Source organism: Dactylosporangium sp. CA-092794, assembly GCF_050948465.1.
Classification (GTDB): Bacteria; Actinomycetota; Actinomycetes; order Mycobacteriales; family Micromonosporaceae; genus Dactylosporangium.
Genome location: NZ_CP192044.1, coordinates 3,827,690 through 3,852,883, shown reverse-complemented (window position 1 = coordinate 3,852,883; position 25,194 = coordinate 3,827,690). Strand labels below are relative to the sequence as shown.

Below are 25,194 nucleotides of genomic sequence, written 5' to 3'. Positions count from 1 at the left end.
GAGTCCCACCTCCAGTGTCGTTAGCAAATGTCGTCCGGGTGCCGGCGCACTCACCAGGAGCCGGCCGATGCGTTGTGCCGCAACAGCTCGACGGCGTGCGGCTGGCCGGGCTCGCCTCGGCGCTCCGCCGCGCGGCCGCGGCGATGCGGACCGGCGACGGGTGCCAGCACCCGGGCGAACGCGGGTACGTCGTCGACGACGAGCGCCTGCGCGCCGATGACCGCACCCTCACCGATCTCGACCGGCCCGAGCACGGTGGCGTTCGTGCCGAGCAGGACGCCGGCGCCGATCTTGGGGTGCCGGCGCTCGCCCTCGGTTCGCAGGTTGTCCCGGCGCCAGCCGACCGCGCCGAGGGTCACCTGGGGGTAGATGGTGACGTCGTCGCCGACGACCGCGGTCTCACCGATCACCACCGATGCACCGTGGTCGACGAACACCCGGCGGCCCAGCACCGCACCCGGATGGATCTCCACGCCGGTGACCGCCCGGGCCATCGTCATCGCCAGCCGGGCCAGGACGCGCCAGCCGCGCCGGTGCAACCGGTGGGCCAGGCGATGGGTCCAGACCGCCGGAAGCGCGGGGTGCAGCAGTGCCTCGAGCTTGGTGTGTACGGACGGATCGCGCTCGACGACGGTGCGCAGGTCCTCCCGGAGCGTCCGCAGTAACTTTGGCAGGTCCTCCACCGGACCGGTCCTTCCGCTTCAGTAGTTCGGGACCTTGCGCAGGACGTCGGTGCGGTTGACGATTTCGGGACGGTACACGCGCTCGGTCCACTGGTCCTTTTCGACCGGTTCGAGGGAAATCGACACCACGCCTTCGTCAACCCCGAACGCAGTTGTCACGGCGTCCGTCACTTTTTGCAGCAGTACCGACTCCTGGGTCTCGGACAGGGCGACCGGAAAGTATTTGATATTCACGTGCGGCATTTCGACCTCGCGTCCGTCGATGTCGAAGAAATGATGACCGGGGCGGCAACCGACCACGTCGTCTTGTGCCCCTGACATCACATCACCGGCCGCTTTCGGGCGGCCTCCAGTTCGCTTTCAATGGGATTCGCCGGCCTTTGTACGCACGGCAGCGGCCGGCCGGCGCTGCGGCGGGGCCAGGGTCCCTGGCGAACGCGGCCTGGATGCTCCGCCGGATCAGCTCTCGGTGAGCGCGGAGTAGGAGTCGGCGTCGGTGTCGCTACCCTCGACGGCCGGCAGCAGCACCCGCGCTTGCGCCGCCCACGCGGTCGCGCCGAGATCCTCGAACAGACGCGCCGCGGCGCGCAGGTGGGTGACGCCGGACTCCCGGTCACCCTGGGCGATCTCGATCTCCCCGAGGGTGAAGTGGGACTTCGCCTCGATCATCAGGTCGCCGCAGTCGCGGGCCATCTCCAGCGCGTGCGTGACCATGGCCCGCGCGGTGTCCAGCCGGCCCTCCTGGTAACGCACGATACCCAGCCCGTAGAGCACGTGCGCCTCACCCATCCGGTCGCCGCGGTCCCGGACCACCCGCAGCACCCGGTTGAGCTGCTCGCGGGCCAGATCCAGGTCGCCGGCGATGGTGTGCAGCTCCGCGAAGCTGTGCAGCACCTGCGACTCGACGCGGACGCAGCCCACCTCGCGGCAGATGTCCAGAGCCGGACCCAGCAGTTGCCGGGCGGTGGTCAGGTCGCCACTGGCGAGCCAGTGTTTCGCCTGACTGCGCATGACGTGCGCGGCGCCGATGCGGTCGCCGACGTCCTGCAGGAGGGCCAGCGCGCGACCGTACTTCGCCATCATCTCGTCGCTGTTGCCCTGCAGACCGTCCACGTGGGCCCAGTTGCGCAGCACGAGTCCCCTGCCGTGGTCGTGTCCCTGGGCCTCGAACAGGTCCATGGCCCGCCGGAAGCAGTCCGCCGCCTCGGTCAACCGGCTCTGGAACATGAGCAGCGTGCCCGTCAAGTACGTCATGGCGGCGATCCCGGTGGGGCTCCCGGCGCGCTGCACCGCGGCGAGGGCGACGCCGACGACCTCCTTCCAGTCGTCGTAGTAGCCCCGCGACTCGAACAGCGTGGTGCAGCTGAGCGCCAGGTCCCAGCACACCTCGTGGTGCCCGGCGTCGGCCGCCTGGCGCACCGCGGCCACCAGCGCCGGACGCTCGCTGTCCCACCAGTCCATCGAGTCGCTGACGATCAAGCCCAGGTCGGCGTTCTGCGGACGCCAGCGGGGCGCCGAGCCGTGGATGATCGTGTAGTCGCCGCCGTACTCCTTGCTGTGCGCGAACTCGGCCAGCGCCAGCCACGCGCCGAGGACCCTGACCAGCGCCGCGTCCCGCTCGCCGGGCTCGATCTTCGCCAGCTGCTCCCGCGCGTAGACTCGGATCAGGTCGTGGAACCGGTACCGCACACCCCTGGCGTCCGGGAACTCCACCATCTCCAGCACGTGCGCGTCGACCAGCCGCTCGAGGGTCTCCTCCGCGGTGGACAGATCGGTATCGAGCAGCGCCGCACCGATCCACGACGCGACGTCCGTGGCCCCGATCATCGACAGCAGCAGGAACAACCGCTCCGCGGACTCGTCGAGGCTCTCGTGGGTCAGCGCGATGCTGGACCGTAACTCCCAGCCGCGGTGCTCCAGCTCGTCCAGCCGCCCGACCTCGTCGCGCAGCCGGTGCACGAGCCGGCTGACCGGCCAACGCGTCCGGGACGACAGCCGGGCCGCCGCGATACGCAGGGCCAGGGGTAACCCGTCGCAGAGCTCGCCCAGCTCGGCGACCGCCGTCTGCTCGCTCTCCACCCGGGCCGGACCGATGATCCGGCTGAGCATCTCGATCGACTCGTTCGGCCCGAACGCGTTGACGGTGACGTGGTGCGCGCCGGGTATGCCGGTCAGTCGATGGATGCTGGTGGTGATCACCGCGCACGTCGGGCTACCCGGTAACAGCGGCAGCACCTGCTCCTCGTCGATCACGTCGTCGAGCAGGACCAGCACCCGCCGCGACGCCAGGCAGCTGCGGTAGAGCGCCACCCGCTCGCCCACCTCGTCCGGGATCGCGGCGCCCTGCATGCCCAACGCGCGCAGGAACCGCGCCAACTGCATGGCGGTCCCGTCGCCGCCGGTGGAGCCGCGTAACTCGGCGTAGAGGACCCCGTCCTCGAACCGCTCGTTGAGGATGTGCGCCACATGTACCGCCAGGCTCGACTTGCCGACGCCACCCCGGCCGGACAGTGCCACGATCTGCATCGCGTGGCGGGCCTCCCGCTCGGACAGCAGCCGGGTGATCTCCTCGATCTCGACGACCCGGCCGGTGAAGTCCGCGATGCCCGCCGGCAGCTGCCGCGGCAACATCCGCCGGCCCAGCTCCGGCAGCGGCTCGCTGCGCACCGCCGGCGCCTCGTGCACCGCCTCGACCCGCGGACCGTCGATCGACGGGTCCCGGTGCAGGATGGCCCGCTCGAGATCCTGGAGCTCCGGACCGGGCTCCACGCCGACCTCTCCGATCAGCGTGGCGCGGGCCCGGCGGTAGATCCCCAGCGCCTCGGCCTGGCGACCGCACCGGTAAAGCGCCAGCATGAGATATCCGTACAGCCGCTCGCGCAGCGGGTATTCGCCGATCAGTGACTGGAGCTCGGGAACAAGCTCCAGGTGCCAGCCGAGCTTGAGCTCCAGGCGGAGTCGGTCCTCGATCGCGGCGGCCCGTAACTCCTCCACCCCGGTTGCGCCGCGCCGGACGAGCTCGCTCTGCACCCCGGCAAGGGCCGGGCCGCGCCATAACGCCAGCGCCGCCCGGAGCGTGGTGACCGCGTCGACGGTGCGGCCGGCGTCGATGTGGACCCTCGCTGCGGCGAGTTGCTTAACGAACCTCAGGCTGTCCATATATTCTGGCGCCAGCCGCAGCGTGTAACCGGGCTCCCGGGTGCTGATCGCCTCCGGGAAACCGGCCTCGGTGAACAGTTTGCGCAACCCCGAGATGCACACCTGGACCTGGCCACGGGCGGTGATCGGAGGAGTCGTCTGCCAGACCGCCTCGATGAGGGTGTCGATCGAGGTCACCTTGTTGACGTTCAACGCGAGCATGGCCAGGATGACCTGCTGCCGCGGCCCGCCGATGTGGAGCGAGCGGTCACCTATGACAAGATCAAGCGGGCCGAGGAGTCGCAGTTCCATCAGTCCCCTCCGAGGGTGGCCCGACGCGCCGGCTCGGTGATTGTATCCGTCTACTCGGTGATTATATCCATCCAGATCAACCTCGAGCGCGCGGACATTGCGGCGGCAATACGCTAGCTTGTCGGAATTTTCCCAAAGATGGACATTATCAGGGATGCGCAACGGCGCAGTTGCGCCACAGCCAACGACACATCAATAAACTGTGTCGCCACATTGACAGAATGGGGTGGTAGACGATGACAGGTCACGCAGCGCCACCACCGATCCATCGCCGATGCGAGCTGCTGCGCAACTAGGATAACCGGTCGAGTCCGGTCGATCCACAGGTCGGCACCCGGAGGTTTTCCGAGCAACTGTTCAGCTGGTTCCGGGTAGCCAGGTGCGTCATTGTCAGGGCCATTGCATAGGCGGGCGGGAAGCCTTTGACCAGTGGGTTTGAAGCGTGATTGGCCGCTGCGGAGGCGAAGGAAGCGGGTGAGGCCGCATCGATGATCATGGAGTGTGACGCTTCACGGCTCCGAGGAAGGCGGCACCCGCCGATGGCATCGTCGTTCATCTCGGTACTGGCCGTCACGGCATCCACCGCCATCAGCCCGGCCGCGCCGTCACCGGTGGCGAACACAGCGGCCTGCCGCGCGCGCTGACCGCGGTTGCAGACCCCGCGTGACCCACGCGGCGTGCGCTACCCGCTGACCGCACTGCTGGCGGTGGGCACCCGGCCACCCGCGGTGCCCACCACCGCCAAACTCGTCCCGCACGACACCGAGGCGCCGATCCTCCGCGACATATTCCGCCTCCACACCCGAGAGAGCATCGGCACCCTAGGGATCCGGCAAGGTAGCGATATGACCGTTGCGGGTGGTTGGGTGTGGACGCTCCGGATTGTGGCGGTATAGGGGCGGGCGTGGCCTTTCGATGATCATCCAGGTGCTCCGCCACAACAGCAGAAACCCCTACCGACCACTCCAACTACTCGGAATCACCTGAACCGGTCATACAACTACCTTGCCGGAGCCCTGGCCCGCTCACGGTCTCACCTCCAGTTCTGCTGGGCACACGAATCACTCGTCTAGGGCGACGAGCGGTGGGCAGTGATAGGTCGGCGATACTGCGGATGCGCGCGGCTCAACTCTTGAACGAGGCCATGTCGACGACAAAGCGCCAGGCTGCGCAGGTTGTCTTCGTGCACGATTGCAAAGACGCGAGCGTCGCGTGGCGGCACTCGTTCGGCGATATCGGCCATTGCGGCCGACATCAGCACGTCACTCGCTCGATCACCGGCCGCAAATCGTCGCCTCTGCCAACTCTTTGCCAACGCGACAATTTCCAGCTTAGTGGCGGCGAACTTCGCGCCATCTTGTCGTTGCAAAAATACTCGCTCGTGCGCCGCCACACCGAACAGATCTCCCTGCATAGTGAAGCCGAGCAGGAGCCGCGGATCGTCGTCAGCCGCGCTGGGGCGCCAAAGCCCATTCGTCCAGCAGTTGCTTCTGGATGAAATGCTCTACTTCAAGCTCCCATGCGTGTGCCAGATCCGCGCAGGAGAACGAGGCAAGGATCTCCCGGTCGTCTGCCCGACCCGCGCGGACAAGCCACTCGGGCTCGGTCATCGCTGGACCGCGACCGGTATCAGCACGTGTAGGGGTTCTGGTTCTCCGGCAAGCAAGCGCTCATCAGCAGCAGTGATGCTGAGCGCCCGCTTGTCACTTCGCCCGAACGGCGTAAAAGCGCCTATCTGTGTATCGTCGTTGACGTCTATCGCTGGCAGAGCCTCAACGACAGCACTGGCACCGTCAAGCTTGTCCGTCACAAGAGCTAGGAGGGCGCCCACCGTAGCTCTCCCAGCCGCACGCGCCATCCAGCGTGGGATGAGTGTCTCGGGACCACTCATCAGCACAAGGAGCACATAACTTTCGTGTATTTCCTTGACCCGGCCGACGATGATCTCTGCGAGCTCGGCGCCTGCTACGTGGTCGCGAATCCGCTCAGTCTCGTGCGCCACGGCTCTGAGCGCCCGCATCAATCCTTCAGGCGCAGGGTCGGGAATAACGCCATCCACCACGTCTTTGGCATCCAATGCGGGCATTTCGGCGAGGATCTCACTAAGAGATCTGAATGTAGGCCCAGACTCCAGGGTGGTCGCCGCAGCTGCGATGCGCACAGCCGCTTCCCTGTTTCCGTGCCTAGCGAGCCGAGCTGACTCCAGATTGAGGGAGCTAAATATGGTCAATTGACCTTCAAGCCGACTTCCATGGCGAGGCGTGACCCGGACGCCAGACGTTGCCCAAGCGTGCTTTCGTAGCGTCCGGAACGGGCCCTCCGAGGCTGAGCGTTCGCCAGGCTTGTACGCATGAACAAGCTGACTACGATGAGCCACGGGCCATGCGGCGATGGTCATGTGTCCAATCATTGCGCTACCGAGGCGTTGATACAACGTCTCGGCAGCGGGACGAGCTGAACCCGTCGCAGCACAACGGTTTCAGCTTCGGCGTGGTCCGGGCTCGGTGCGGCTGGTTGCTGTATCGACCAGGTCGTGGACGATGCCGAAGAGGTTGTGGTCACGCGGTCTGGACGTGAGGCCGCGGTCATCATCTCGCTGCGCGAGTACGAGTCGCTGAAGGAGACGGCCTACCTGATGGCCAGCCCCGCCAACGCTCGGCGGCTGAACGAGGCCATCGAGGAACTGCGCGCCGGCGGCGGCGAGGTGCACGACCTGATCGACCCGGACGGCGACGCGGAAGCCGCGTGAAGGTCCAGTTCGCCTCCCGGGGCTGGCAGGACTACCTGAGCTGGCAGCAGGACCGTCAGCTGCTCCGCCGGGTCAACGCGCTGATCGAGGACATCCGCCGCAACGGCCACCAGGGCATCGGCAAGCCCGAACAGCTTCGCGGCAACTGGGCCGGCTTCTGGTCCCGCCGCATCGACCAGGAGCACCGGCTCGTGCACCGGATCGTCGACGACACCGTCCAGATCGTGCAGTGCCGCTACCACCATGAATAGCGCTCCACCCAAAGCCGCACCTCTTCAGGCCCTCCGCGCCGGAGGCGCCTTGAACCCTGAACCTGTGCGGACTATCGGATGGCCTGTCCCGCTGTCAGGAGGGTGACGATGGCGTGCCGGGGCAGGTCGAGCAGGCGCGCGTCGAGGTGCTCGGGCCGGGCGGCCAGCGCCTCGGCCCGGGTCCGGGCGGCCGACCTGGCCAGGGTCGGATCCGCGCGCAGCAAGGCATCCCGCAGCACGTTGCCGACCTTGCCGTGGGCGTGGGTGAGCAGCCAGCCGGCCACGTCGGCGGGGCCGGGCGCGGGGCGGCGGGTCGCCTCGACGGTGGCCTGGCGGGGGCCGGGGGTGCTGCGGCGCAGGCTCAGGTCGTACTTCGCGGCGACCAGGGCGCGCAGGGCCGCCTGGGAGGGCTCGTCGCGCAGGTCGGGGTGGTTGTTGGCGACCAGCAGCGTCACCGCGGGCGCGTTGAGGGCGAGCAGCACCCGGGCCAGCCACGGGCCGGGGTCGGCGGTCAGGTCGAGGGAGACCTCGTCCGCGGCGAGCGGGCCGCCGCCGAGGACGCGGGCCGGGCCGCGGGCCGCGGTGCCCTCCAGCGAGCGGCCGCCGTGGGTGTAGATGTTGGCCGAGCCGGCCAGCCGGTCGAGCCGGCGGTCCAGGACCTGCCAGGTGCCCGAGGTCGGGCGGCACGCGTAGAGATCGCTGGCGCTGCCGACGGCCTGGGCGCCGTGGTAGCGGTTGAAGGCCGGCAGCATCGCCTCGATGACCAGGTCGAGGTCGAGCAGGGCGCGCTGGACCTTGAGGCCCAGCGCCGGGGTCAGCGGGCTGAAGCCGTAGGCCATGACGAGCCGGCCGTTGGTGCGGTCGCGCAGTGCCTGGGCGCCCCGGCCGAGGAACAACTGCACGCCCTCGGGGGTGTACGGCGGGTCGGAGAAGATCAGGTCGGCGCTGCCGGCGAGCACCGGCGGCAGGCCGAAGCGCAGGTCGGCGGAGTAGCAGGCGATGCCGGCGCGCTGGGCGTCGATGTAGGCCAGCAGGCGCTCGTCGACGTCGACGACGCTGACCCGCAGGCCGGGGACGGCTCGGCGCACGGCGAGCGAGGTCAGGTCGTGGTCGCCGATGCACACCAGGTGGGCGCCGGCCAGGTCGTAGGTGGTGGCGAGCCAGCGGGCGCGGCGCTCGGCCGTCTCCGCGGTGGCCGAGACGTGGTCGAGCTCCTGGTCGGCGGCGGGGGCGGCGGCGACGAGCCCGGCCATGTCCGGCACCTCGGGGTCGTGGTGCAGGGCGTCGGCGCCGAAGCACGCACGGTACCGCTGCCGCATCGACGAAACGATCGTGAAGCGCCCGGCCTCGGCGTGCACGTCCGGCCCGGCCGCGCGCAGCAGCGCCTCGACCGTGCGGCGCGGCACGGCGAAGTCGCGGACGAGATCGTCGAGGGTCGCGGTGGACTCGGTCAGGCGGGCGATCAGCTCGCGCAGCCGGCGCCCCGCGATCCCGTATTCCGAGACGACGGCGGCCACCGCGTCGATCGGCTCGGCGTTCACCGAGGCACCCTAACACCACCACGGACCGACGTCGATCACTCACAAAGAGCTACTTGCCAGTTAAAAGTTAACGAGGAGTAGCGGTATTTCCGGCCCGGTCTCTACGGAGCGCAAGATTTCCAACATGTTTCACCACCCGAAGTACAGGGTGGGGGCGAGGGTCAAGCTAGGGAATCGACTCTTGTCCAAAGATTGATGAATGTGTGATCGTCACCGCATCGCTGCAAGTCGATGGGGAGGCAGGCCGGCCGTACGGCGCGCACGCCGGTCAACCACACGTTTCGACGAGCGCGTGTCTCCATTGGTTCCGGCGCACCCCGTCAACATTCCCCGGTGGGGTGGGTCGTTGCTGAAAGAAGGCACCCTTTGAAGCTCTCACCACGGTTCGCTACAGCGGCCGGTGTGTTCGCGGTCGGGCTGGTAACAGCCGGCACGGCCGCGGCCGTGCAAGCCTCGCCCCCAGCCCCCTCCGCGGAGGGGGTCGAGGTCTCCAACGCCGCCGCCGCCCTGCAGGTCGACTCGTTCGTCAAGAGCAAGCCGAGCGCGATCCAGCCCAGCACCGACGACGCCTACGTGCAGAAGTCGGTCACGGCCTACGGCAACTCGAAGTACATCGCGTACGACCGCACCTACAAGGGCCTGCCCGTCGTCGGCGGCGACTTCGTCGTCGTCACCGACAAGTCCGGCGCGACGACGTACACGTCGGTGTCGCAGACCAAGGCGATCGGCAACCTCTCGACCACCGCGAAGATCAAGGCCTCGGACGCCGAGGCGGTCGCCCGCAAGCAGCTGACCTCCGTCAGCAACGTCGAGGGCACCAAGCTCGTCGTCTACACGCTCGACGGCGCGGCGAAGCTCGCCTACGAGACCACGCTGAACGGCATCGGCGCGGAGGGCGTGAGCCGGCTCAGCGTCGACGTCGACGCGCTGACCGGCGCCGTGCTCAACACGACCGAGCACGTGATGGAGGGCTCCGGCACCGGCTGGATCAACGGCTCGGTGACGCTCAACACCACGCACTCCGGCAGCACCTACAGCCTCAAGGACCCGTCCATCACGGGCCTGTCCTGCCAGGACGCGGCGAACAACACCACGTTCAGCGGCTCGGACGACGTGTGGGGCAACGGGACCGGCACCAACCGCGAGACCGGCTGCGTCGACGCGCTGTACGTCGCGCAGCAGGAGATCTCGATGCTGTCGTCGTGGCTCGGCCGTAACGGCTTCGACGGCGCCGGCGGCGGCTGGCCGCTGCGGGTCGGCCTGAACGACCAGAACGCCTACTACGACGGCACCCAGGTCCAGATCGGCAAGAACACCGCCGGTCAGTGGATCGCCTCCGCCGACGTCGTCGGCCACGAGAACGGCCACGGCATCGACGACCACACGCCGGGCGGTATCTCCAAGAGCGGCACCCAGGAGTTCGTCGCGGACACGTTCGGCGCGGCCACCGAGTGGTACGCGAACAACCCGAACGACCCGCCGGACTACCTGGTCGGCGAGGAGGTCAACCTCGTCGGCAGCGGCCCGATCCGCAACATGTACAACCCGTCGGCCGTCGGCGACTCCAACTGCTACTCCAGCAGCACGCCGTCGCAGGAGGTCCACGCGGCCGCCGGCCCCGGCAACCACTGGTTCTACCTGATGGCCCAGGGTTCCGCCGGTAACGGCCAGCCCGCCAGCCCGACCTGCAACAGCTCGACCGTCAGCAACCCGCTGGGCATCCAGAACGCCATCAAGGTCATGTACAACGCGATGCTGATGAAGACCTCGTCGTCGTCGTACCTGAAGTACCGCACCTGGACGCTGACCGCGGCCAAGAACCTGTTCCCGGGCAGCTGCACCCAGTTCAACACGGTCAAGGCCGCGTGGGACGCGGTGTCCGTGCCGGCGCAGTCGGGCGACCCGACCTGCACCGGTGGCACCACGCCGCCGCCCACCACCGCGCCGCCGACGACCGCTCCGCCCACCACCACGCCGCCGACCGGCGGCTGCACGGGCCAGAAGCTGCTCAACCCCGGCTTCGAGTCCGGCACGGCGAACTGGTCCGGCACCACCGGCACCATCGGCCAGTGGGCCAGCCAGGGCCAGGCCGCCCACGGTGGCACGTACAGCTCCTGGCTGGACGGCTACGGCTCGACGCACACCGAGGCGATCAACCAGTCGGTCACCATCCCGGCCGGCTGCACGGCGACACTCACGTTCTACGTGCACATCGACTCGGCTGAGACGACGACCACCACCCAGTACGACAAGCTGACCATCTCGGCCGGCTCGACCACGCTGGGCACGCTGTCCAACCTGAACAAGGCCTCCGGCTACCAGCTCAAGAGCTTCAGCCTGAACTCCTTCGCCGGTTCGACGGTGAGCATCAAGTTCAGCGGCAGCGAGGACTCGTCGCTGCAGACTTCCTTCGTCATCGACGACACGGCCGTCACGCTGAGCTAGCGGTACCACGTGTTGAGGGCCCGGGTCGCGCGTCGCCCGGGCCCTCTTCCGTGTCCCCCGTCGTCCCTATCGCCGGTCAGATGCTGATCACGATGCCGATCGAGTCCGGCCGGCGCAGGCGCAGCAGCCGGCTCAGACCGTTGCCCAGGCGGGACAGCAGATACTTGCGCTCGATGTACCCGCGGGCCGCCTGCGTCCCCGCGTCGTCCAGCAGCCGCGCCGTCCCGGTCGCGCTCGGCGCCCCGGGCTTGACCCGCCCCCGGACGTCGCAGGCCGTCACCGTGACCCGGCCGTCGTTGCGGATCCGCTTGACCTTGCCGGCATCCGCGGCGGACACCACGAACAGCTCGCCGTCGTGCAGCGCGTGCCACACGGGGGTCGCGACGCCTGTGCCGCTGCGCCGGAAGGTGGTGAGGCTGACGTACCTGCTCTTGCCGATGTCCTCGACGACGCTCATGCGCCAAGCGTAGGGCGCCGCCCGTTCGGCTGGTCCGGCCTCGCCGTTTCGGGTCTTCATCCAGCTCCTGGACTCCCCCGCGGCCCGGCCCGGCCCGTACGCTCGTCGCGGCGCCGTCGACGCGGGCTTCGGCCCGTTCAGCACGGTTTCGCCGATCGGTCGGGAGGAGGGCGCATCCTCCAGTTCCACGTCCTGGGCCCGCTCGAGGTCTCGGGTCCGGACGGTCCCGTCGACACCGGCACGCCGAAGCAGCGCGCCGTCCTCGTCATGCTCGCCAGCCAGCCCGGCCGGGTGGTCTCCGTGCAGCGGCTCATCGACGAGCTCTGGGCCGACGAGCCGCCGGAGCGGGCGATATCGTCGCTGCAGGCGTACGTCTCGCGCCTGCGCCGCGCGCTGGAGCCCGGCCGCACCGCCCGCGACCGCTCGGCCGTGCTGGTCAGCCGGGCACCCGGCTACGTGCTGCAGGTCCCCGCCGAGGCCGTCGACGCCAACCGCTTCGCCGCCGCGGTCGAGCGGGCCACCGCCGAGCTGCCCACCGACCCGGCCGCCGCACTGCGCACCCTCGACGGCGCCCTGGCGCTGTGGCGCGGCGACCCGCTGCCCGAGCTGGGCGAGTCGCCGCTGGCCCGGGCCGAGCGCAGCCGCCTCAGCGAGCTTCGCCTGACCGCGACCGAGCGGCACTTCGACGCGCTGCTCGCCCTCGGCCGGGAGGCGGAGGTGGTGTACCGCAGCGAGGGCGCCCTCGCCGAGACCCCCTACCGCGAACGCCTGTGGGCCCAGCTCATGCTCGCCCTGTACCGCAGCGGCCGCCAGGCGGACGCGATGGCGGCCTACGCCCGCGCCCGCGCGGGCCTGATCGACGAGCTGGGCATCGAACCGGGCCCCGCCCTGCAGCAACTGGCCCAGGACATCCTCCGCCAGGCTCCCCATCTCGCATCGCCGCCGGCCACCCCACCCGGCTCGGCTCCCCCGGCTCCAGGCCGCGCCGTTCCTACCGCCGTTACCGACATTTCCGATTTGTCCGCGCCAGACGACGCGGATGGCCTCCGCGGCGCGGCGCCAAGGCCCGACGGTGCGGGGGCGAGGCCCGGCGACGGGGTGCCGTTGCACGACGACAGGGCGGCGAGGCACGAGGGCGCGGTGCCGAGGCGCGAGGGCGCGGCGGCAGGGCCTAGCGACGCGGGGGCCAGGCCCGGCGACGCGGGAGCGAGGCCCGAGCGCGCGGCGGCGAGGCCCGAGCGCGCGGCGGCGAGGTCCGACGACGCGGGGGCCAGGTCCGACGACGCGGGGGCCAGGTCCGACGACGCGGGGGCCAGGTCCGACGACGCGGGGGCCAGGCCCGGCGACGGGACGGCGCGGTCCAGCGACGCGGCGGCCAGCGTCCCGGGAGCGACGATCGCCCGCTCGCTGCAGGCGGCGGCGAATTCAGGCGACATTTCGGAAATTTCGGAAATGTCGCCCGAGCGGGACGGCGTCGAGCTGGTGGGGCGGGGCGAGGAGCTGCGGATCGTCGATCGGCTGGTGGCGGAGGTCGCCGGTGGGCGGGGGCGGCTGCTGCTCGTCTCCGGATCGCCCGGGATCGGCAAGTCGGCGCTGCTGCGCGAGGTCGCCGCGCGGGCGCCCGGGCCGGTCGGGACCGGGACCGGGGTCGACGGGGAGGCGCCGCCGGTGTTCCTGCCGTGGGCGCAGATCCTGCGGGGCATCGCGACCTCCGGGGAAGCGGCCGCGGCGGCGCTGGCCGGTGCGTTCGCGCCGTACGGGAACCTGCCCGCCGTACTGGATCCCACGCTCGGCGAGATCCTGCCGTTGCCGGCCGCCGAGCGCATGGCGGACCCCGAGATGGCGCGGTCGCGGCTGTACCAGGGGATCGTCGACGGGCTGTGCCGCCTCGCCGCGCACGCGCCGCTCGTGCTCGTCGTCGACGACGCGCACTGGCTGGACGCGCCGTCGACCGTGCTGCTGACCATGTTCGCCAAGGCGCTGCCGCGCAGCCGGGTGTTGCTGGCGGTGGGGTACCGGGAGGCCGAGCTCGCCCCGGAGGCGCCGCTGGCCGGGGTGCTCGCGGAGCTGGTCGCCGACCCGGCCGCGGTCCGGCTGCCGCTGCACGGGCTCGGGCCGGACGGCATCGCCGCGCTGGCGGGCTCGGTGACCGGCGGCGGCGTGCCGGACGAGACGGTGGCGATGCTCGCCGACCGCACCGGCGGCAATCCGTTCTTCGTCGTGGAGCTGCTGCGGGTGCTCGTGGCCGAGCACACGCTGTCGCCCGAGCACGTGCCGGTGCGGGTCCAGGAGGTGCTCCGCCGGCGCCTGGCCCGGCTGCCCGGGCAGGTCAACGCCGTGCTCGCGGTGGCCTCGGTGCTGGGGCGCGACGTGGCCGTACCCGTGCTGCGGGAAGTGGTGCAGATCGACGAACTGGCGCTGTTCGACACCCTCGACACGGCCGTCGTCGCCGGGCTGCTGACCGCCACCGACGATCCCGGGCTGCTGCGGTTCTCGCACGACCTGGTGCGGCAGACGGCGTACCAGGACCAGGGGCCGCTGCGGCGGGCCCGGCTGCACGCGCGGGCGGCACAGGCGCTGCGGGACACCGGGATGGGCACCGCGGCGCAGCTGGCCGGGCACCTGCGGGCGGCGCTGCCGGTGCTCTCGCCGTTCGACGTGGTGCCCGGCCTGGCGGAGGCGGCCGGCGAGGCCTACGACCGGACCGCCCACGAGCAGGCCTCGGCGCTGCTGGAGGAGGCGCTGGAGGTGCTGCACCGGGCCCCGGCGACCGAGCGGCGCGACGTCGCCGAGCTCGACCTGCGCATCCGGCTCGCCTACATGCACCAGGCCACCGACGGGTACCTCGCGCCGTTCGTGGCCGGGCAGTACGCCGCGATGGAGCCGCTGCTGCTGCGCCTGCGCGGGCGGCCGGTGCTCGACGTGCTGCCGGCGTTGTGGGGGTACGCCTCCTTCCACACCGCCATGGGTGACGTGCGGCGCGCCGTCTCCGTCGCCCGGTCCCCGGCGGACCGGGGCGGCGCCGACCCGTGGGCGGTGCTGGTCGCCGAGGTCCACGCGGGCCACGCCGCGCTGACCGTGCTGGACCTGCCCCGCGCGCACCGGTGCTTCACCGCGGCGCTGGCCGCGGTGCCCGGCGGCGAGCAGCCGATCTTCCCGATCGTCAACTGGGACCCGATCGTCGGCGCGCACGCGCCGGCCGCGATCGCCTGCGGGCTGCTCGGCGACGACGCCGCGGCGCAGGCGCACCTGCGCTCGGCCCGGGAGCGGGCCGAGCAGGTCGGCGAGCCGTTCCTGCACATGTACATCGCGAACTTCGTCGCCGCGGCGGCCGCGGACCGCGACGACCCGGTGGCGGCGGCCGGGGCGGCGAGCGAGACCCTCGCCTACGCCGAGCGGGGCGGGCACCCGGAGTACCGCAGCCTCGCCTCGCTGGTGCTGGGCTGGACGGAGGTGCGGGCCGGCGCGCCGGCCGGGCTGGAGCGGATGACCGCCGCCCGCGACCACCTCGGCGTCGCGATGCGCCGCTTCGGCCGCCTCGAGGCGCTCTACGCCGACGCCCTGCTGACCCTGGGCCACGCCGAGCGGGCCGCGGCGGCCGCCGGCGCCGCGCTGGAGCGCGGCCTGCCCGGCCAGAGCGGGTTCGCCGAACCGGACCTGCGCCGCCTGCGCGCCCTCGCCCGGCGCGACCCGGCCTGCGCCCGGGAGGCGCTGGAGCTGGCCCGCAAGCTGCACCACGCGCCCGCCACGGCGCGCTGCGAGGCCGCGCTCGCCACCCTGTCGCGGTGAATCTCCACCCGGTGACCGGCGCGATTCCACCCGTGGGTGGCGGTGCGGAGGCGGCCCGGTCCATAGCGTCATCGGCATGAGCCTCACCACCGCGCTGATCGCCCTCGCCGTCATCGTCCTGCTCATGGCCCGCCGGTTCGCCGGCGAGCCGCTGGGCGCCCGGCGCCTCGTCGTGCCGCCCCTGATCCTCGTCGTCTTCGGCGGGTACACCCTCTCCCACCTGCACTTCTCCGCGGTGCACAGCGCCGCCGCCGACGGCGCGGTGCTCGGCGCCGGGGCCGTCGTCGCCGTGCTGGGCGGGATTCTGCGCGGCCTGACGGTGCGGGTCTTCGTGCGCAACGGCCATGTGTGGTACCGCTACACCTGGATCACCGCCGTCGTCTGGCTCGCCCTGATCGTCCTGCGGGTCGGGCAGCTGCTCGCCGGCCGGGCGCTCGGCGCCGACCAGGACGTGCTGTCCGCGGGCCTGCTGCTGATCCTCGGGCTGAGCTTCCTCGGCGAGGCCGCGATCGTGGGCCGCCGGGCGATCGCCACCGGCGCGCCGTTCGCCCCGCGCGGGGCCCGCCGGGACGCCCGCTCCGGCGCCGGCCGGCTCTGACCGCGCCCCCGATGACGCAGACTGGTGCGGTGTTCACCGTCACCGACCGCCACATCGCCCGGTGGCGCCAGATGCGCAGCCTCCTGTTCGTGGTGCTGGTGACCATCGCGATGTTCCAGGGCGAGCCCCGGCCGGGCCTCACCGGCCGGGGCCTGGCCCTGTTCGCCGGGGTGGCGGCCGGCGGGGCGGCCTGGGCGGCGATGGCGTTGCGGGCCGGCGGGGAGCGGATCCAGCGGTACACCGTGGCGGCCTGCATGCTGGCCGGGCTCTGGCTGACCGCGGTGGGCCCGGGCGGATTCGGCCCGTGCTATCTGCTGGCCGCCGTGGCCATGGGGGTGGCGTCGCTGCCGCTGGTGGTCGCCGCCGTGCTCGCCGGCGCCGGCGCGGTGGCCCTCGCGATCACGCTCGCCGTCGTCGGCACGCCGCTGGAGCCGATCGTCCTGTGGACCGGCGCGATGCTGCTCGTGCTGCTGCTCGCCCTCGTGCGGCGGCAGCGGGAGGAGCGCGCCGCGCAGGACCGGCTGCTGGCCGGCGAGCAGGCGAAGGCGGCGGCGCTGGCCGAGCGGGCCCGGCTGGCCCGCGAGATCCACGACGTGCTCGCGCATTCGCTGTCGGCGCTGTCGGTACAGCTGGAGACCGCCGCCGCGCTGCTGGAGCGGGACCGGGCGGCCGACGCCGCGGCCATCGTCGACCGGGCCGGGCGGCTGGCCCGCGACGGGCTCACCGAGACCCGCCGGGCGGTCGGCGCGCTGCGCGGCGACCCGGTGCCGCTGGCCGAGCTGGTCGGCGAGCTGGCCGCCGGCTACCGGGCCGATCTCGGCGCCCCGGCCGCGTTCGCGGTCGAGGGCGCGCCGCGCGAGCTCACGGCGGAGACCGGGCTGGCGCTGTTCCGCGGCGCGCAGGAGGCGCTGACCAACGTGCGCAAGCACGCGCCGGGCAGCGCGGTCGACGTGCGGCTGGCGTACCTGCCGGGCACGGTCCGGCTCACCGTGCGCAACGACGGCCCGGCCGGTCCGCCCGCCACCGGCCTGTCCAGCGGGTACGGCCTGACCGGGCTGCGCGAGCGCGCCGAGCTGGCCGGCGGCAGCGTCGAGGCCGGGCCGTGCGACGGCGGCTGGTCGGTGGATGTGAAGATGCCCGCATGACCATTCGGGTCGTGGTCGCGGACGACCAGACGGCGGTGCGCGAGGGGCTCGCCGTCATGCTGGGCCTGCTCGACGACGTCGAGGTGGTCGGCGAGGCGGCCGACGGCGAGCAGGCGCTGGAGCTGGTCGCGCGGCACCGGCCCGACGTGGTGCTCATGGACCTGCGGATGCCGCGCCGCGACGGGGTGGAGGCGACGGGGCTGATCCGCGCCGAGCACCCCGAGACGCGGGTCGTCGTGCTCACCACGTACGCCGACGACGAGCACATCCTGTCCGCGCTGCGGGCGGGCGCGCTGGGGTACCTCACGAAGGACGCCGGCCGCGTGCAGATCGCCCAGGCGGTGCGCGCCGCCGCGGCCGGGCAGTCGGTGCTCGACGCGCACGTGCAGCAGCGCCTGCTCGCCGCCGCGGTCGAGGGCCGCCCGCCGTCCCCCTGCGCCCCGGCACCCGCGGCGGGTCCGCTGCCCGACGGGCTGACCGCCCGGGAGGCCGAGGTGCTCGGGCTCATCGCGGCCGGGCTGTCCAACCGGGAGATCGCGCAGCGGCTGTACGTGACCGAGGTGACGGTCAAGTCGCACGTCAACCGGCTGTTCGCCAAGACCGGCGTCCGCGACCGGGCCCAGGCCGTGCGCTACGCCTACGAACACGGCCTGACGGCTTAGGCTTTCGCGGCGAGCTCGGTGAGCACCGCCTCGGCGGGGCCGGTGCGGGCGTGGCGGAAGCCGGTGCCGGCCCACAGGTTGACCCGCTCGGCGTCACCGGCCGCGGCCGCCGCCCGGCGCAGCGGCGTGGTGAGATGGTGTACCGCCGGATAGCCCAGCGGCGCGTCGTCGTGATGCTCGGCCACGAACCGGTTGCGGATCGCCCGCGCCGGCCGCCCGCTGAACGCCCGGGTCACCACCGTCGGCGCGCCGGCCCGCTCGGCGAGCGCGGCCTTGTGCACCGCCGACGCGCCGCTCTCGTCGGTGCGCAGCAGCGCGGTCCCGGCCAGCACCGCCACGGCCCCGGCCCCGAGTGCGGCGGCGACGTCGTCCGCGGTCGCCAGCCCGCCGGCCCCGAACATCGGCACCGGCAGCGGCAGCGCCTGCCACACCGACCGCAGCAGGTCCGGCAGCGGTACCGCGGCAGGCAACACCGCCGGCGTGAACGTCCCCGAGTGCGCTCCGGCCGCCGAGGCCTGCACGACGAGCGCGTCCACGCCGGCGTCCGCCGCCGCCCGCGCCTCGTCCGCCGAGGTGACCGTCTGCACGACCAGGCTCCCGGCCCGCCGCAGCGCCGCGATCGTGTCTCTCGGCGGCAGCCCGAACGTGAACGACACCACCGGCACCGGGTCGCTCAGCAGCAGGTCGAGCTTGTCGGCCCAGTGGTCGTCGTTCTCCACGATCCCGGCGCCGGCCAGGTCGAGCCCGTACGGTTCGCCGTCGGCCCGCAAACTCGCCGCGTACTCGCGGAACGCCGCCGAGTCGACCGGCACCGGGTTCGGCGCGAACACGTTGACCCCGAACAGCCCGCCGCCCGCGCGCACGGCCGCGATCTGGCCGGCGAGGTCCTCGGGCGTGCGGTACCCGGCGGCGAGGAACCCCAGGGCCCCGGCCCGCCCGGCGGCGAGCACGAGCGCGGGCGTGGTCGGTCCGCCGGCCATGGGCGCCGCGAGCACCGGGTTGCGCACACCGAGCCCGGCCAGCGGCCCGCCGAGCGGTCCGGCCGGCCCGCCAAGTGGTGACGTCATACCTCGATCGTGCCCTCAGCCGGCGCGCAGCGCGTCATCCACCCCCGTCTCGTGGCGGCCGAGGTACACCGGGTCCCGGCCGGACAGCACGTCCCAGGCGGCCTTGTCGGCCGCGCCGAACTCCCGGAACGCCCCGGTCATCCACGGCTTGTGGAACTGCCGCATGCTCTGGTCGCCCACGCCGCTGGCGTCCATGCCGACGTGGCGACACAGCGCGACGGCCCGCGGCACGTGGTACCCCTGCGAGATGACGATCGCCTGGCGGACGCCGAAGATGCGCACGGCCCGCGCGCAGGAGTCGTAGGTGTCGAAGCCCGCGTAGTCGAGCACCACCTTGGACTCCGGGACGCCGTGCTCGACCAGCCATTTGCGCATGGCCGACGGCTCGTCGTAGTCCGGCCGGCTGTTGTCGCCGGAGACGAGGATCGCCCGGACTTTCCCCAGGCCGTACAGCTGCCGGGCGATGTCGAGCCGAGCCGCCAGAAACGGCGACGGCGACCCGTCCGGGTAGACCTGCGCCCCGAGCACCAGCGCGACGGGGGCCGCCGGCACGTCCTGCACGGTGTAGACGTGCCCCTGGGCCTCGGCCCACAGCCAGCCGCTGGGCGCCCCGGTGAGCCCCAGCACCAGCACCCCGGCCCCCAGCGCGACGCGCACGACCCCCAGCCACCGCCGCCGCACAAGATCGACAAGCCTCACCATACGGGCAGCATGACCCCCTCGCTCCCCCGCGTCCGCCGACGGTCAGAACCCTGACGGATACCGACCCCTTCGCTCCACGACTTGCTCCACGAAAACGAAAAATCCAGACGCTCCGCGTCCGGATTTTTCGGACTTATACCCCGACAGGCGAAAAGTCCGAAAAGTCATGACGCCGCTAGGCGTCGTGACTTTTCGCCGCACTTACCCGCCACGACTCGACCGCACATTCTCTCCGCGATCATGCGACTCTCACTGGCGCGCGGCGTGTTTTTCATGATCACGGAGACATATGGTACCTATAGGTACATAATCATTCCACGATCATGAAAAACACGCGATACGGGTGCGACCGCGGCATGATCGCGGAGAGATTCGGTCGCGATGCCCGATGGCCGCCGGAATCACGCCGATCGAGGGCTCGGCCAAGCGCGGCGGGCCACCGAACACGCCCGCGCCTGGATGAACGCCTTCGGCGAACCGCGCCGGCATGGGCGTTGCGGGCTACAGCCGTTGCGGGGCGGGGTCGCGCCGAGAGCGATGGCGGCCGACGCGGTCAGGGTCTCGGTGCCGGGGACGAAGTAGCCGTCGTGCCGCCGACCGGCAGCGGTTAGGCGCCGGCAGGGAGCGGCCGAACGCGGTCCTGGGGTGGACCGCGGGATCCTTGCCGGCCAGCAAGGCCCACAAGTCCCGCGCGGTCCACCCCAGGCTCGTCGTGCTGGCCGCGGGCGGCGGCTCAGAGCTGCGGCACGACCTCGTCCAGGGCCTGGTCGACGGTGCGCACCGCGATGCTCTTGCTCTGGATCAGCTTCAGCTCGGCCTCCAGGTTGGCCGGCGTCACCGCGTAGGTCGGGTCCTCCGCCGTCGTGCTGACCTCGTGGTACACCAGCACCAGCCAGCTCTTGTCCCGGATCGCCTGGTCGATCCACTGGCCGACCTGTGCCGGCGTGGTGGTGTTGAGGATGTTCTGCACCTTGATGTTGTTGACGTCGGTGCCGTCCTTGGTGTTGTACCCCTCGTCGGTGGAACGGTGCGAGCGGTAGTACTTCTTGCTCGTGGTCAGCACCGTGGCGTTGTACTCGCCGTAGGGCGTCGCGAAGTTCTTGGCCACGCCGGTGCCGTACCACTGCCGCAGCGTCGCCTGGCTGTCCTTGAGCTCGGCGTCGATCTGTGCCGCGGTGAGCGTGGGCAGGTGCGGGTGGTCGACGGTGTGCGAGGCCAGCTCGATGCCGTGCGTGGCCAGGTCGCCCATCTGCGCCTTGGTCATGTAGTCGGGGTAGTCGATCGTGCTGGTCAGCAGGTAGTAGGTGGCGTCCATGTTGTACTTGTCCAGCAGCGGCAGCCCGGCGGTGTACTGCGAGCGCCACCCGTCGTCGAAGGTCAGGCTGATCAGGGCCCGGTTGAGCTGCGCCGGGGTGTACTCGCTCAGCGAGAAGTCGTCGGTGGTGACCCAGCCGACCTTGGCCAGCACCTGGAAGACGGTGATCTTCGTGGCGCCGGCCGGGGCGATGTACTGCGCGCTGACCTTCGCCCAGCTCGCCGACGCCGGCGCGGTGCCGAGGTAGGCGTACTGCTGCGAGCCGTCGGCCATGGTGACCTCGACGTCGATCTCACTGTCCACGTTGGACTGGTAGTAGTTGGCGTACTGGTAGGTCTTGCCGGGCGTGACGGTGACCGCGGCCGGGCTCCACTTCGCGTCGCCGCTGGTGTACTTCGAGATCTGCGTCTTGATGCTGCGGCTGCCGGTGCGGCCGGTGGTCAGGTAGCCGAAGGTCGACGTGTTCGTACCCCACGCGGAACTGCTCCAGCCGGCGGGCACGGTGCCCGACGCGGTCTCCACCGACGGGTTGCCGATCAGGTTGCCCGGCGTGGTCGGCGGCGGGGTGGTCGGCGGGGTGGTCGGCGGCGGGGTGGTCGCGTTGTTCACCGTGACGGTGACCTTGGTGGTGGCGGCGGTCGCGCTGGTGGCGGTGCGCGCGGTGGCCGTCACGGTGTGGACCGCGTTCGTGGCTTTCTTCGTGTCCCAACTGGCGGTGAACGGCGCCGCGGTGTCCTCGGCGCCGAGGTCGACGCCGTCGACGGCGAACTTCACGCCGACCACGTCGGCGCTGGCGGTGGCCGCGACCTGCTGGGTGCCGCTGACCGTGGCGCCGTTGGCCGGGGCGGTCAGCTGCACCGAGGCGGGCGTCGGGGTCGGCGTGGAGGCGCCGGACTCGGCCAGGAAGTACAGGTCGGTCTGCAGGCTGCCCTTCTTGTCCAGCACGTGGTAGACGGACGCCTTCACCGCGTTGGCCGGGGTGGTGAACTCGATCGAGAGCTGCTTCCAGGCGCTGGAGGCGGCGGCGTCGGCCAGCCACACGAAGGTCTGCTTGCCGGCGGCGTCGGTGTAGACGACCTCGAGGCTGGTCTGGACGTTGCTGATGTACCAGTCGGAGACGACGTACTTGGTGTTCGGCTTGACGGTGACCGGCGCCGCCATCCACTTCGCGTCGCCGGACGAGCGCGAGGTCATCGTGATGAGCAGGCTCTTCTGCCCGTCCTTGCCGCCGCTCTGCCAGCTCGACGTGGCGGCGTTCGTGCCCCACTTGTCGAAGGTCCAGCTCGCCGGCCCCGTGCCGGCGGCGGTTTCGGCCGACGGATTACCGATGAGGTTGGCGCCGATCGCGTACGCCGTCACGCTGGGCAACAGCGTGGAGACGACAGCCGCCAGAACCCCGCCTATGAGCAATCTGTACAGGCGCACGTCTCGAAACCCCTTCGTCACGGTGAGCAACCTCGGACGTGGTATCTGACCAATCCGGCACATTCACCGTCAACACACCACAAGTAGCCCTCTTCGGTGACGCGGTATCACCCTGCCGCGACCTGCATCACTTCAGGAAAACGGCCACCCCTTATCGCCCGTTAGGACTAACTCAGGCGCGCCCGAGGGTGAGCCGTGAGGGCGGCGTCGACGGCGGCGGGGGTGCCACCGTCGAGGCCCAGTTGGAGGCGGCGAGGGTACGGCCGGACGCGGGCGCCCGCGTCCTCCAGGGCCAGTATCAGGCCCAGAACCCGGCCGTCGAGGTCGTCGTCGCCCGGGAGCGTGATCACCCGATCGTGGCTTTCCGCCACCGGGCGGCCGGCCAGGGCGGCGGTGACCAGCTCGGCGGTGGCGCGGGTCATGGTGCGGGTGGTGTTCACGCCGGGCGGGGCGGGCGAGTACACCGGCCAGTAGGCGTGCCGGTCCCCCGCCCGCGGCCGGCGCGGGTGCCCGGCGCAGTGGCGCAGGAAGCCGTCGAGGTCGGTGACGTTGTGCCGCATCGCCTCGGCGGTGAGCACGGCCCAGCTGAAGCCGCCGACCAGGCCCCAGGCGGCGCCGTCGAGCTCGCGTTCGCGGGACCAGGCGCGCACCCGCGAGAGCAGCGCCCGGAACGCGGCCGGGTCGAGGCCCTCGAGCAGCGCGTCGGCGTCGCGGACGGCGAGCACGGCCCGGCGGCCGGCGTCGTCGAGCGCCGGGTCGTCCGGGTCGAGCCGGTCGACGTCCCGGACCGCGACGTGCTGGACGTCGACGCTGACCCCGGCCACCGTCGCCCGCACCACCGGCACCACCGCCCCGGCCAGCCGCGCCCCCGGGAGCAGATCGACCAGTTCGGACATTTCCGAAATGTCGGCAACTGAGGGAGGGGCCGGCGGCGGGTCGATGTCAGTAGTGGACGTGGCAGCGCCCCGGCGAGAGGCCCGGAACGAGTCCGGGTCCGTGGTGGGCGTGGCAGCGCCCCGGCGGGAGGCCCAGACCAGGTCCAGGTCCGTGGTGGGCGTGGCGACGCCGAGGCGGACGGAGCCGACCACGTAGACCCGCGAGCCGGGCCGCAGCGCCGTGCAGGCCTCGGTGACGAGCCGCAGCGCCGCGCCGTGGCCGGTCGCGAACGGCACGGTGTGCCGCACCACGAACGGCTCGTCCGAGCGCCGGCTGATCAGGTCGACGGCGGTCACCGTGAACTCGACCGGCCGCCAGTCCCGCTCGATCGCCGCGATCCGCTCGGCCACCCGCTCCGCCGGCCCGGTGAGCTTCGCGATGGTGAGGTGCGGCGTGAAGCCGGACTCGCCGCGGGTGTCCTGCTCGGTGCAGCCGGGAAACCGCGCCGCGAGCGCCCCCTGCAGCCGGTGCAGCGCCCCCGGCGGGTCGGTCTGCGGCTCCAGCCACACGGTGGTGCTGCCGCGATGCTCGAAGCGGCGCACCCGGGCCAGCCGGACCCGGATCGGGCCGGTTCCCTCGACCGCGGCGGCCACGACCGGCGCGGCGGCGGCGAAGTCGACCTCCGGCACGAAGCCGTAGACGAGGTTGATGTGCGGCATCCAGCGCCGGTAGGACGGGTCGTGCGCCGCGCGGATCGCCTGGATCGGGCCCCACACCCGCTCGGGCGGGCGCACGACGAGCGCGGAGGTGTGCACCGCGGGCGAACCGATGGTCTGGGCGGCGGGCTGCAGCAGCGCGGTGACGCCGAAGTGGTCCGAGACGTACCTCGGCGCGCCGCCGTCCCGCGCGAACGGCTCGTCGCCGAAGCGCTCGGCAACGACGGGCGTGAGCGGCCCGCGGACCAGGATCCGATCCAGCCGGGCGGCCCGGCCGGTGCGCGAGGCGACGGCGGCGAGCGGGTTGACCGCCGGGTCGAAGGTGAACCCGGCGTCGTGCGGGTGCACGGCCCGCCACGCGTCGGTGTAGCCGGGGACGGCCGGCGCGGCGTCGTCGCCCGCGTTGAGGTCGGCCAGCACGACGGCGGCGGCGAGGTCGCCGCGGCCGACCCGCTCGTCGATGACCCGCAGCTGGTGCTCGCGGCGCTGCTCGGCGCCCTCGGTGTGGTCGCTGGTCAGGTGCGCGGCGACGAACCCGACCGGCCGGCCGTTGAGCACGGTGTGGCCCAGGACCAGCCGCTTGTAGGCCGACAGCCGGTGCACCTCCAGCGCCAGCGGCCAGCGGGCGAGCAGCGTAGTACCGTATCCGATCTCGGCGTCGGGACCGGCGGAGACGCAGTAGTGCGCCCGGACCCACGGCGCGGCCAGCAGCGCGGCCCAGAGCTCGTGGGTGACCTCGTGCAGCGCGACGACGTCGGCGTCGAGGCTCTCGAGCAGTTCCACGCAGGCGGGCACCCGCCGCTCGGGGTAGGTCAGCTCGCGGTCGTAGGCGTCGGAGAGCACGTTGAACGTGGCGACCTGGACCGCGTCGGCGTGCACCGGCGCCGGCGGCCCGGCCGGCACCCACTCCCCGGCCGCCCTGTCGAAGCGCAGGCAGGCCGCGGCGTCGAAGGCGGCGACGGCCCGGCGGCCCCCGCGCGGGCGCGGCGGGACCGGCGCCGGTGCGGGCGGCTCGCGCAGCACCGCGGCCAGGTCGGCGGGCGGCCCGTCGCCGGAGCCGAACACGAGGTCGACCCGGGCCTGGCGGTCCCAGACGGTGACCGGCCCGGCCTTGAGATACTGCACCCGGTGCCACGGCACGTCCCCGCCGCCGACGAACGCGAGCAGCGGCGTCTCGCGGATCCCCGCGCCGCGCTCGGTGTAGCCGACGACGAACCGCGCCGCGTCGATGGCCGCGTCGTACCGAATCCGGGAGACGACGTCCTGCACGGGCCGCAGTCCGCCGCCGTGCGCCTTCGCCATGGCCGGAAGCGTAGGCACCCG

The 25,194-nt window shown here is 72.0% G+C and carries 20 protein-coding genes; 7 read left to right on the top strand and 13 right to left on the bottom strand.

What is annotated here, in order from left to right; genetic code table 11:
* Positions 1–50 precede the first annotated feature (50 nt).
* The 7 genes from epsC to ACQPXD_RS16495 all read right to left on the bottom strand — a co-directional run bounded on the left by epsC (position 51) and on the right by ACQPXD_RS16495 (position 6,294).
* Entirely contained in the window at positions 51–683 is a 633-nt protein-coding gene (gene epsC, locus ACQPXD_RS16525) for a serine O-acetyltransferase EpsC (RefSeq protein WP_432839301.1), read from the bottom strand.
* A gap of 18 nt (positions 684–701) precedes the next feature.
* The gene (locus ACQPXD_RS16520) at positions 702–1,004 is read right to left on the bottom strand and encodes a hypothetical protein (protein ID WP_432839299.1); all 303 of its coding nucleotides are present in this window, start codon (positions 1,002–1,004) and stop codon (positions 702–704) included.
* Positions 1,005–1,142: 138 nt separating this feature from the next.
* Positions 1,143–4,133 (bottom strand): AfsR/SARP family transcriptional regulator, encoded by a 2,991-nt coding sequence (locus ACQPXD_RS16515; RefSeq protein ID WP_432839297.1) that lies wholly within the window; start codon positions 4,131–4,133, stop codon positions 1,143–1,145.
* Between the two features lie 292 nt (positions 4,134–4,425).
* Complete coding sequence (locus tag ACQPXD_RS16510) at positions 4,426–4,755, bottom strand: hypothetical protein (RefSeq protein WP_432839295.1); 330 nt, start codon at positions 4,753–4,755, stop codon at positions 4,426–4,428.
* Between the two features lie 447 nt (positions 4,756–5,202).
* Positions 5,203–5,526, bottom strand: coding sequence for a hypothetical protein (locus tag ACQPXD_RS16505; RefSeq protein WP_432839293.1), 324 nt, complete (start codon positions 5,524–5,526; stop codon positions 5,203–5,205).
* Between the two features lie 52 nt (positions 5,527–5,578).
* Positions 5,579–5,743, bottom strand: a complete 165-nt coding sequence (locus ACQPXD_RS16500; protein WP_432839291.1) for a hypothetical protein — start codon at positions 5,741–5,743, stop codon at positions 5,579–5,581.
* Positions 5,740–6,294: a hypothetical protein gene (locus ACQPXD_RS16495; protein ID WP_432839289.1), complete on the bottom strand. Its 555-nt coding sequence runs from the start codon at positions 6,292–6,294 to the stop codon at positions 5,740–5,742. The genes ACQPXD_RS16500 and ACQPXD_RS16495 overlap by 4 nt, the downstream gene beginning before the upstream one ends.
* A gap of 360 nt (positions 6,295–6,654) precedes the next feature.
* On the opposite strand from ACQPXD_RS16495, the gene ACQPXD_RS16490 reads away from it, so the two are divergent.
* Both ACQPXD_RS16490 and ACQPXD_RS16485 read left to right on the top strand, forming a co-directional pair.
* Positions 6,655–6,882 (top strand): type II toxin-antitoxin system Phd/YefM family antitoxin, encoded by a 228-nt coding sequence (locus ACQPXD_RS16490; protein ID WP_432843872.1) that lies wholly within the window; start codon positions 6,655–6,657, stop codon positions 6,880–6,882.
* Positions 6,879–7,133, top strand: a complete 255-nt coding sequence (locus ACQPXD_RS16485) for a Txe/YoeB family addiction module toxin (RefSeq protein ID WP_432839287.1) — start codon at positions 6,879–6,881, stop codon at positions 7,131–7,133. The genes ACQPXD_RS16490 and ACQPXD_RS16485 overlap by 4 nt, the downstream gene beginning before the upstream one ends.
* 71 nt (positions 7,134–7,204) lie before the next feature.
* Here ACQPXD_RS16485 and ACQPXD_RS16480 read toward each other — a convergent pair whose 3' ends face one another.
* Entirely contained in the window at positions 7,205–8,674 is a 1,470-nt protein-coding gene (locus ACQPXD_RS16480; protein ID WP_432839285.1) for a bis-aminopropyl spermidine synthase family protein, read from the bottom strand.
* 366 nt (positions 8,675–9,040) lie between these two features.
* Between ACQPXD_RS16480 and ACQPXD_RS16475 the strand changes: the two genes are divergently transcribed.
* Entirely contained in the window at positions 9,041–11,119 is a 2,079-nt protein-coding gene (locus tag ACQPXD_RS16475) for a M4 family metallopeptidase (RefSeq protein WP_432839283.1), read from the top strand.
* A 76-nt stretch (positions 11,120–11,195) separates the two neighbouring features.
* Here the strand turns inward: ACQPXD_RS16475 and ACQPXD_RS16470 are convergent, their stop codons facing one another.
* Positions 11,196–11,576 (bottom strand): PPOX class F420-dependent oxidoreductase, encoded by a 381-nt coding sequence (locus ACQPXD_RS16470; RefSeq protein ID WP_432839281.1) that lies wholly within the window; start codon positions 11,574–11,576, stop codon positions 11,196–11,198.
* Between the two features lie 267 nt (positions 11,577–11,843).
* Here ACQPXD_RS16470 and ACQPXD_RS16465 point away from each other — a divergent pair, with 267 nt between their 5' ends.
* The 4 genes from ACQPXD_RS16465 to ACQPXD_RS16450 all read left to right on the top strand — a co-directional run bounded on the left by ACQPXD_RS16465 (position 11,844) and on the right by ACQPXD_RS16450 (position 17,770).
* Positions 11,844–15,365: a BTAD domain-containing putative transcriptional regulator gene (locus tag ACQPXD_RS16465; RefSeq protein ID WP_432839279.1), complete on the top strand. Its 3,522-nt coding sequence runs from the start codon at positions 11,844–11,846 to the stop codon at positions 15,363–15,365.
* Between the two features lie 76 nt (positions 15,366–15,441).
* Entirely contained in the window at positions 15,442–15,963 is a 522-nt protein-coding gene (locus tag ACQPXD_RS16460; RefSeq protein WP_432839277.1) for a hypothetical protein, read from the top strand.
* 11 nt (positions 15,964–15,974) lie between these two features.
* A complete protein-coding gene (locus ACQPXD_RS16455; protein ID WP_432839275.1) occupies positions 15,975–17,108 on the top strand; it encodes a sensor histidine kinase in 1,134 nt (377 codons plus the stop codon).
* Entirely contained in the window at positions 17,105–17,770 is a 666-nt protein-coding gene (locus ACQPXD_RS16450) for a response regulator (protein ID WP_432839273.1), read from the top strand. Before ACQPXD_RS16455 ends, ACQPXD_RS16450 begins: the two co-directional genes overlap by 4 nt.
* Here ACQPXD_RS16450 and ACQPXD_RS16445 read toward each other — a convergent pair.
* The 4 genes from ACQPXD_RS16445 to ACQPXD_RS16430 form a co-directional block, all read right to left on the bottom strand.
* Positions 17,767–18,837: a nitronate monooxygenase gene (locus tag ACQPXD_RS16445; protein WP_432839271.1), complete on the bottom strand. Its 1,071-nt coding sequence runs from the start codon at positions 18,835–18,837 to the stop codon at positions 17,767–17,769. The genes ACQPXD_RS16450 and ACQPXD_RS16445 overlap by 4 nt on opposite strands.
* Positions 18,838–18,852: 15 nt before the next feature.
* Positions 18,853–19,539: a SanA/YdcF family protein gene (locus ACQPXD_RS16440; protein WP_432839269.1), complete on the bottom strand. Its 687-nt coding sequence runs from the start codon at positions 19,537–19,539 to the stop codon at positions 18,853–18,855.
* A gap of 733 nt (positions 19,540–20,272) precedes the next feature.
* Positions 20,273–22,213: a polysaccharide deacetylase family protein gene (locus ACQPXD_RS16435; RefSeq protein WP_432839267.1), complete on the bottom strand. Its 1,941-nt coding sequence runs from the start codon at positions 22,211–22,213 to the stop codon at positions 20,273–20,275.
* A 233-nt stretch (positions 22,214–22,446) separates the two neighbouring features.
* Positions 22,447–25,173 carry an RNA repair domain-containing protein gene (locus ACQPXD_RS16430; protein ID WP_432839265.1) on the bottom strand — a complete coding sequence of 909 codons (2,727 nt, stop codon included), beginning with the start codon at positions 25,171–25,173 and terminating at the stop codon, positions 22,447–22,449.
* Positions 25,174–25,194: the final 21 nt, after the last annotated feature.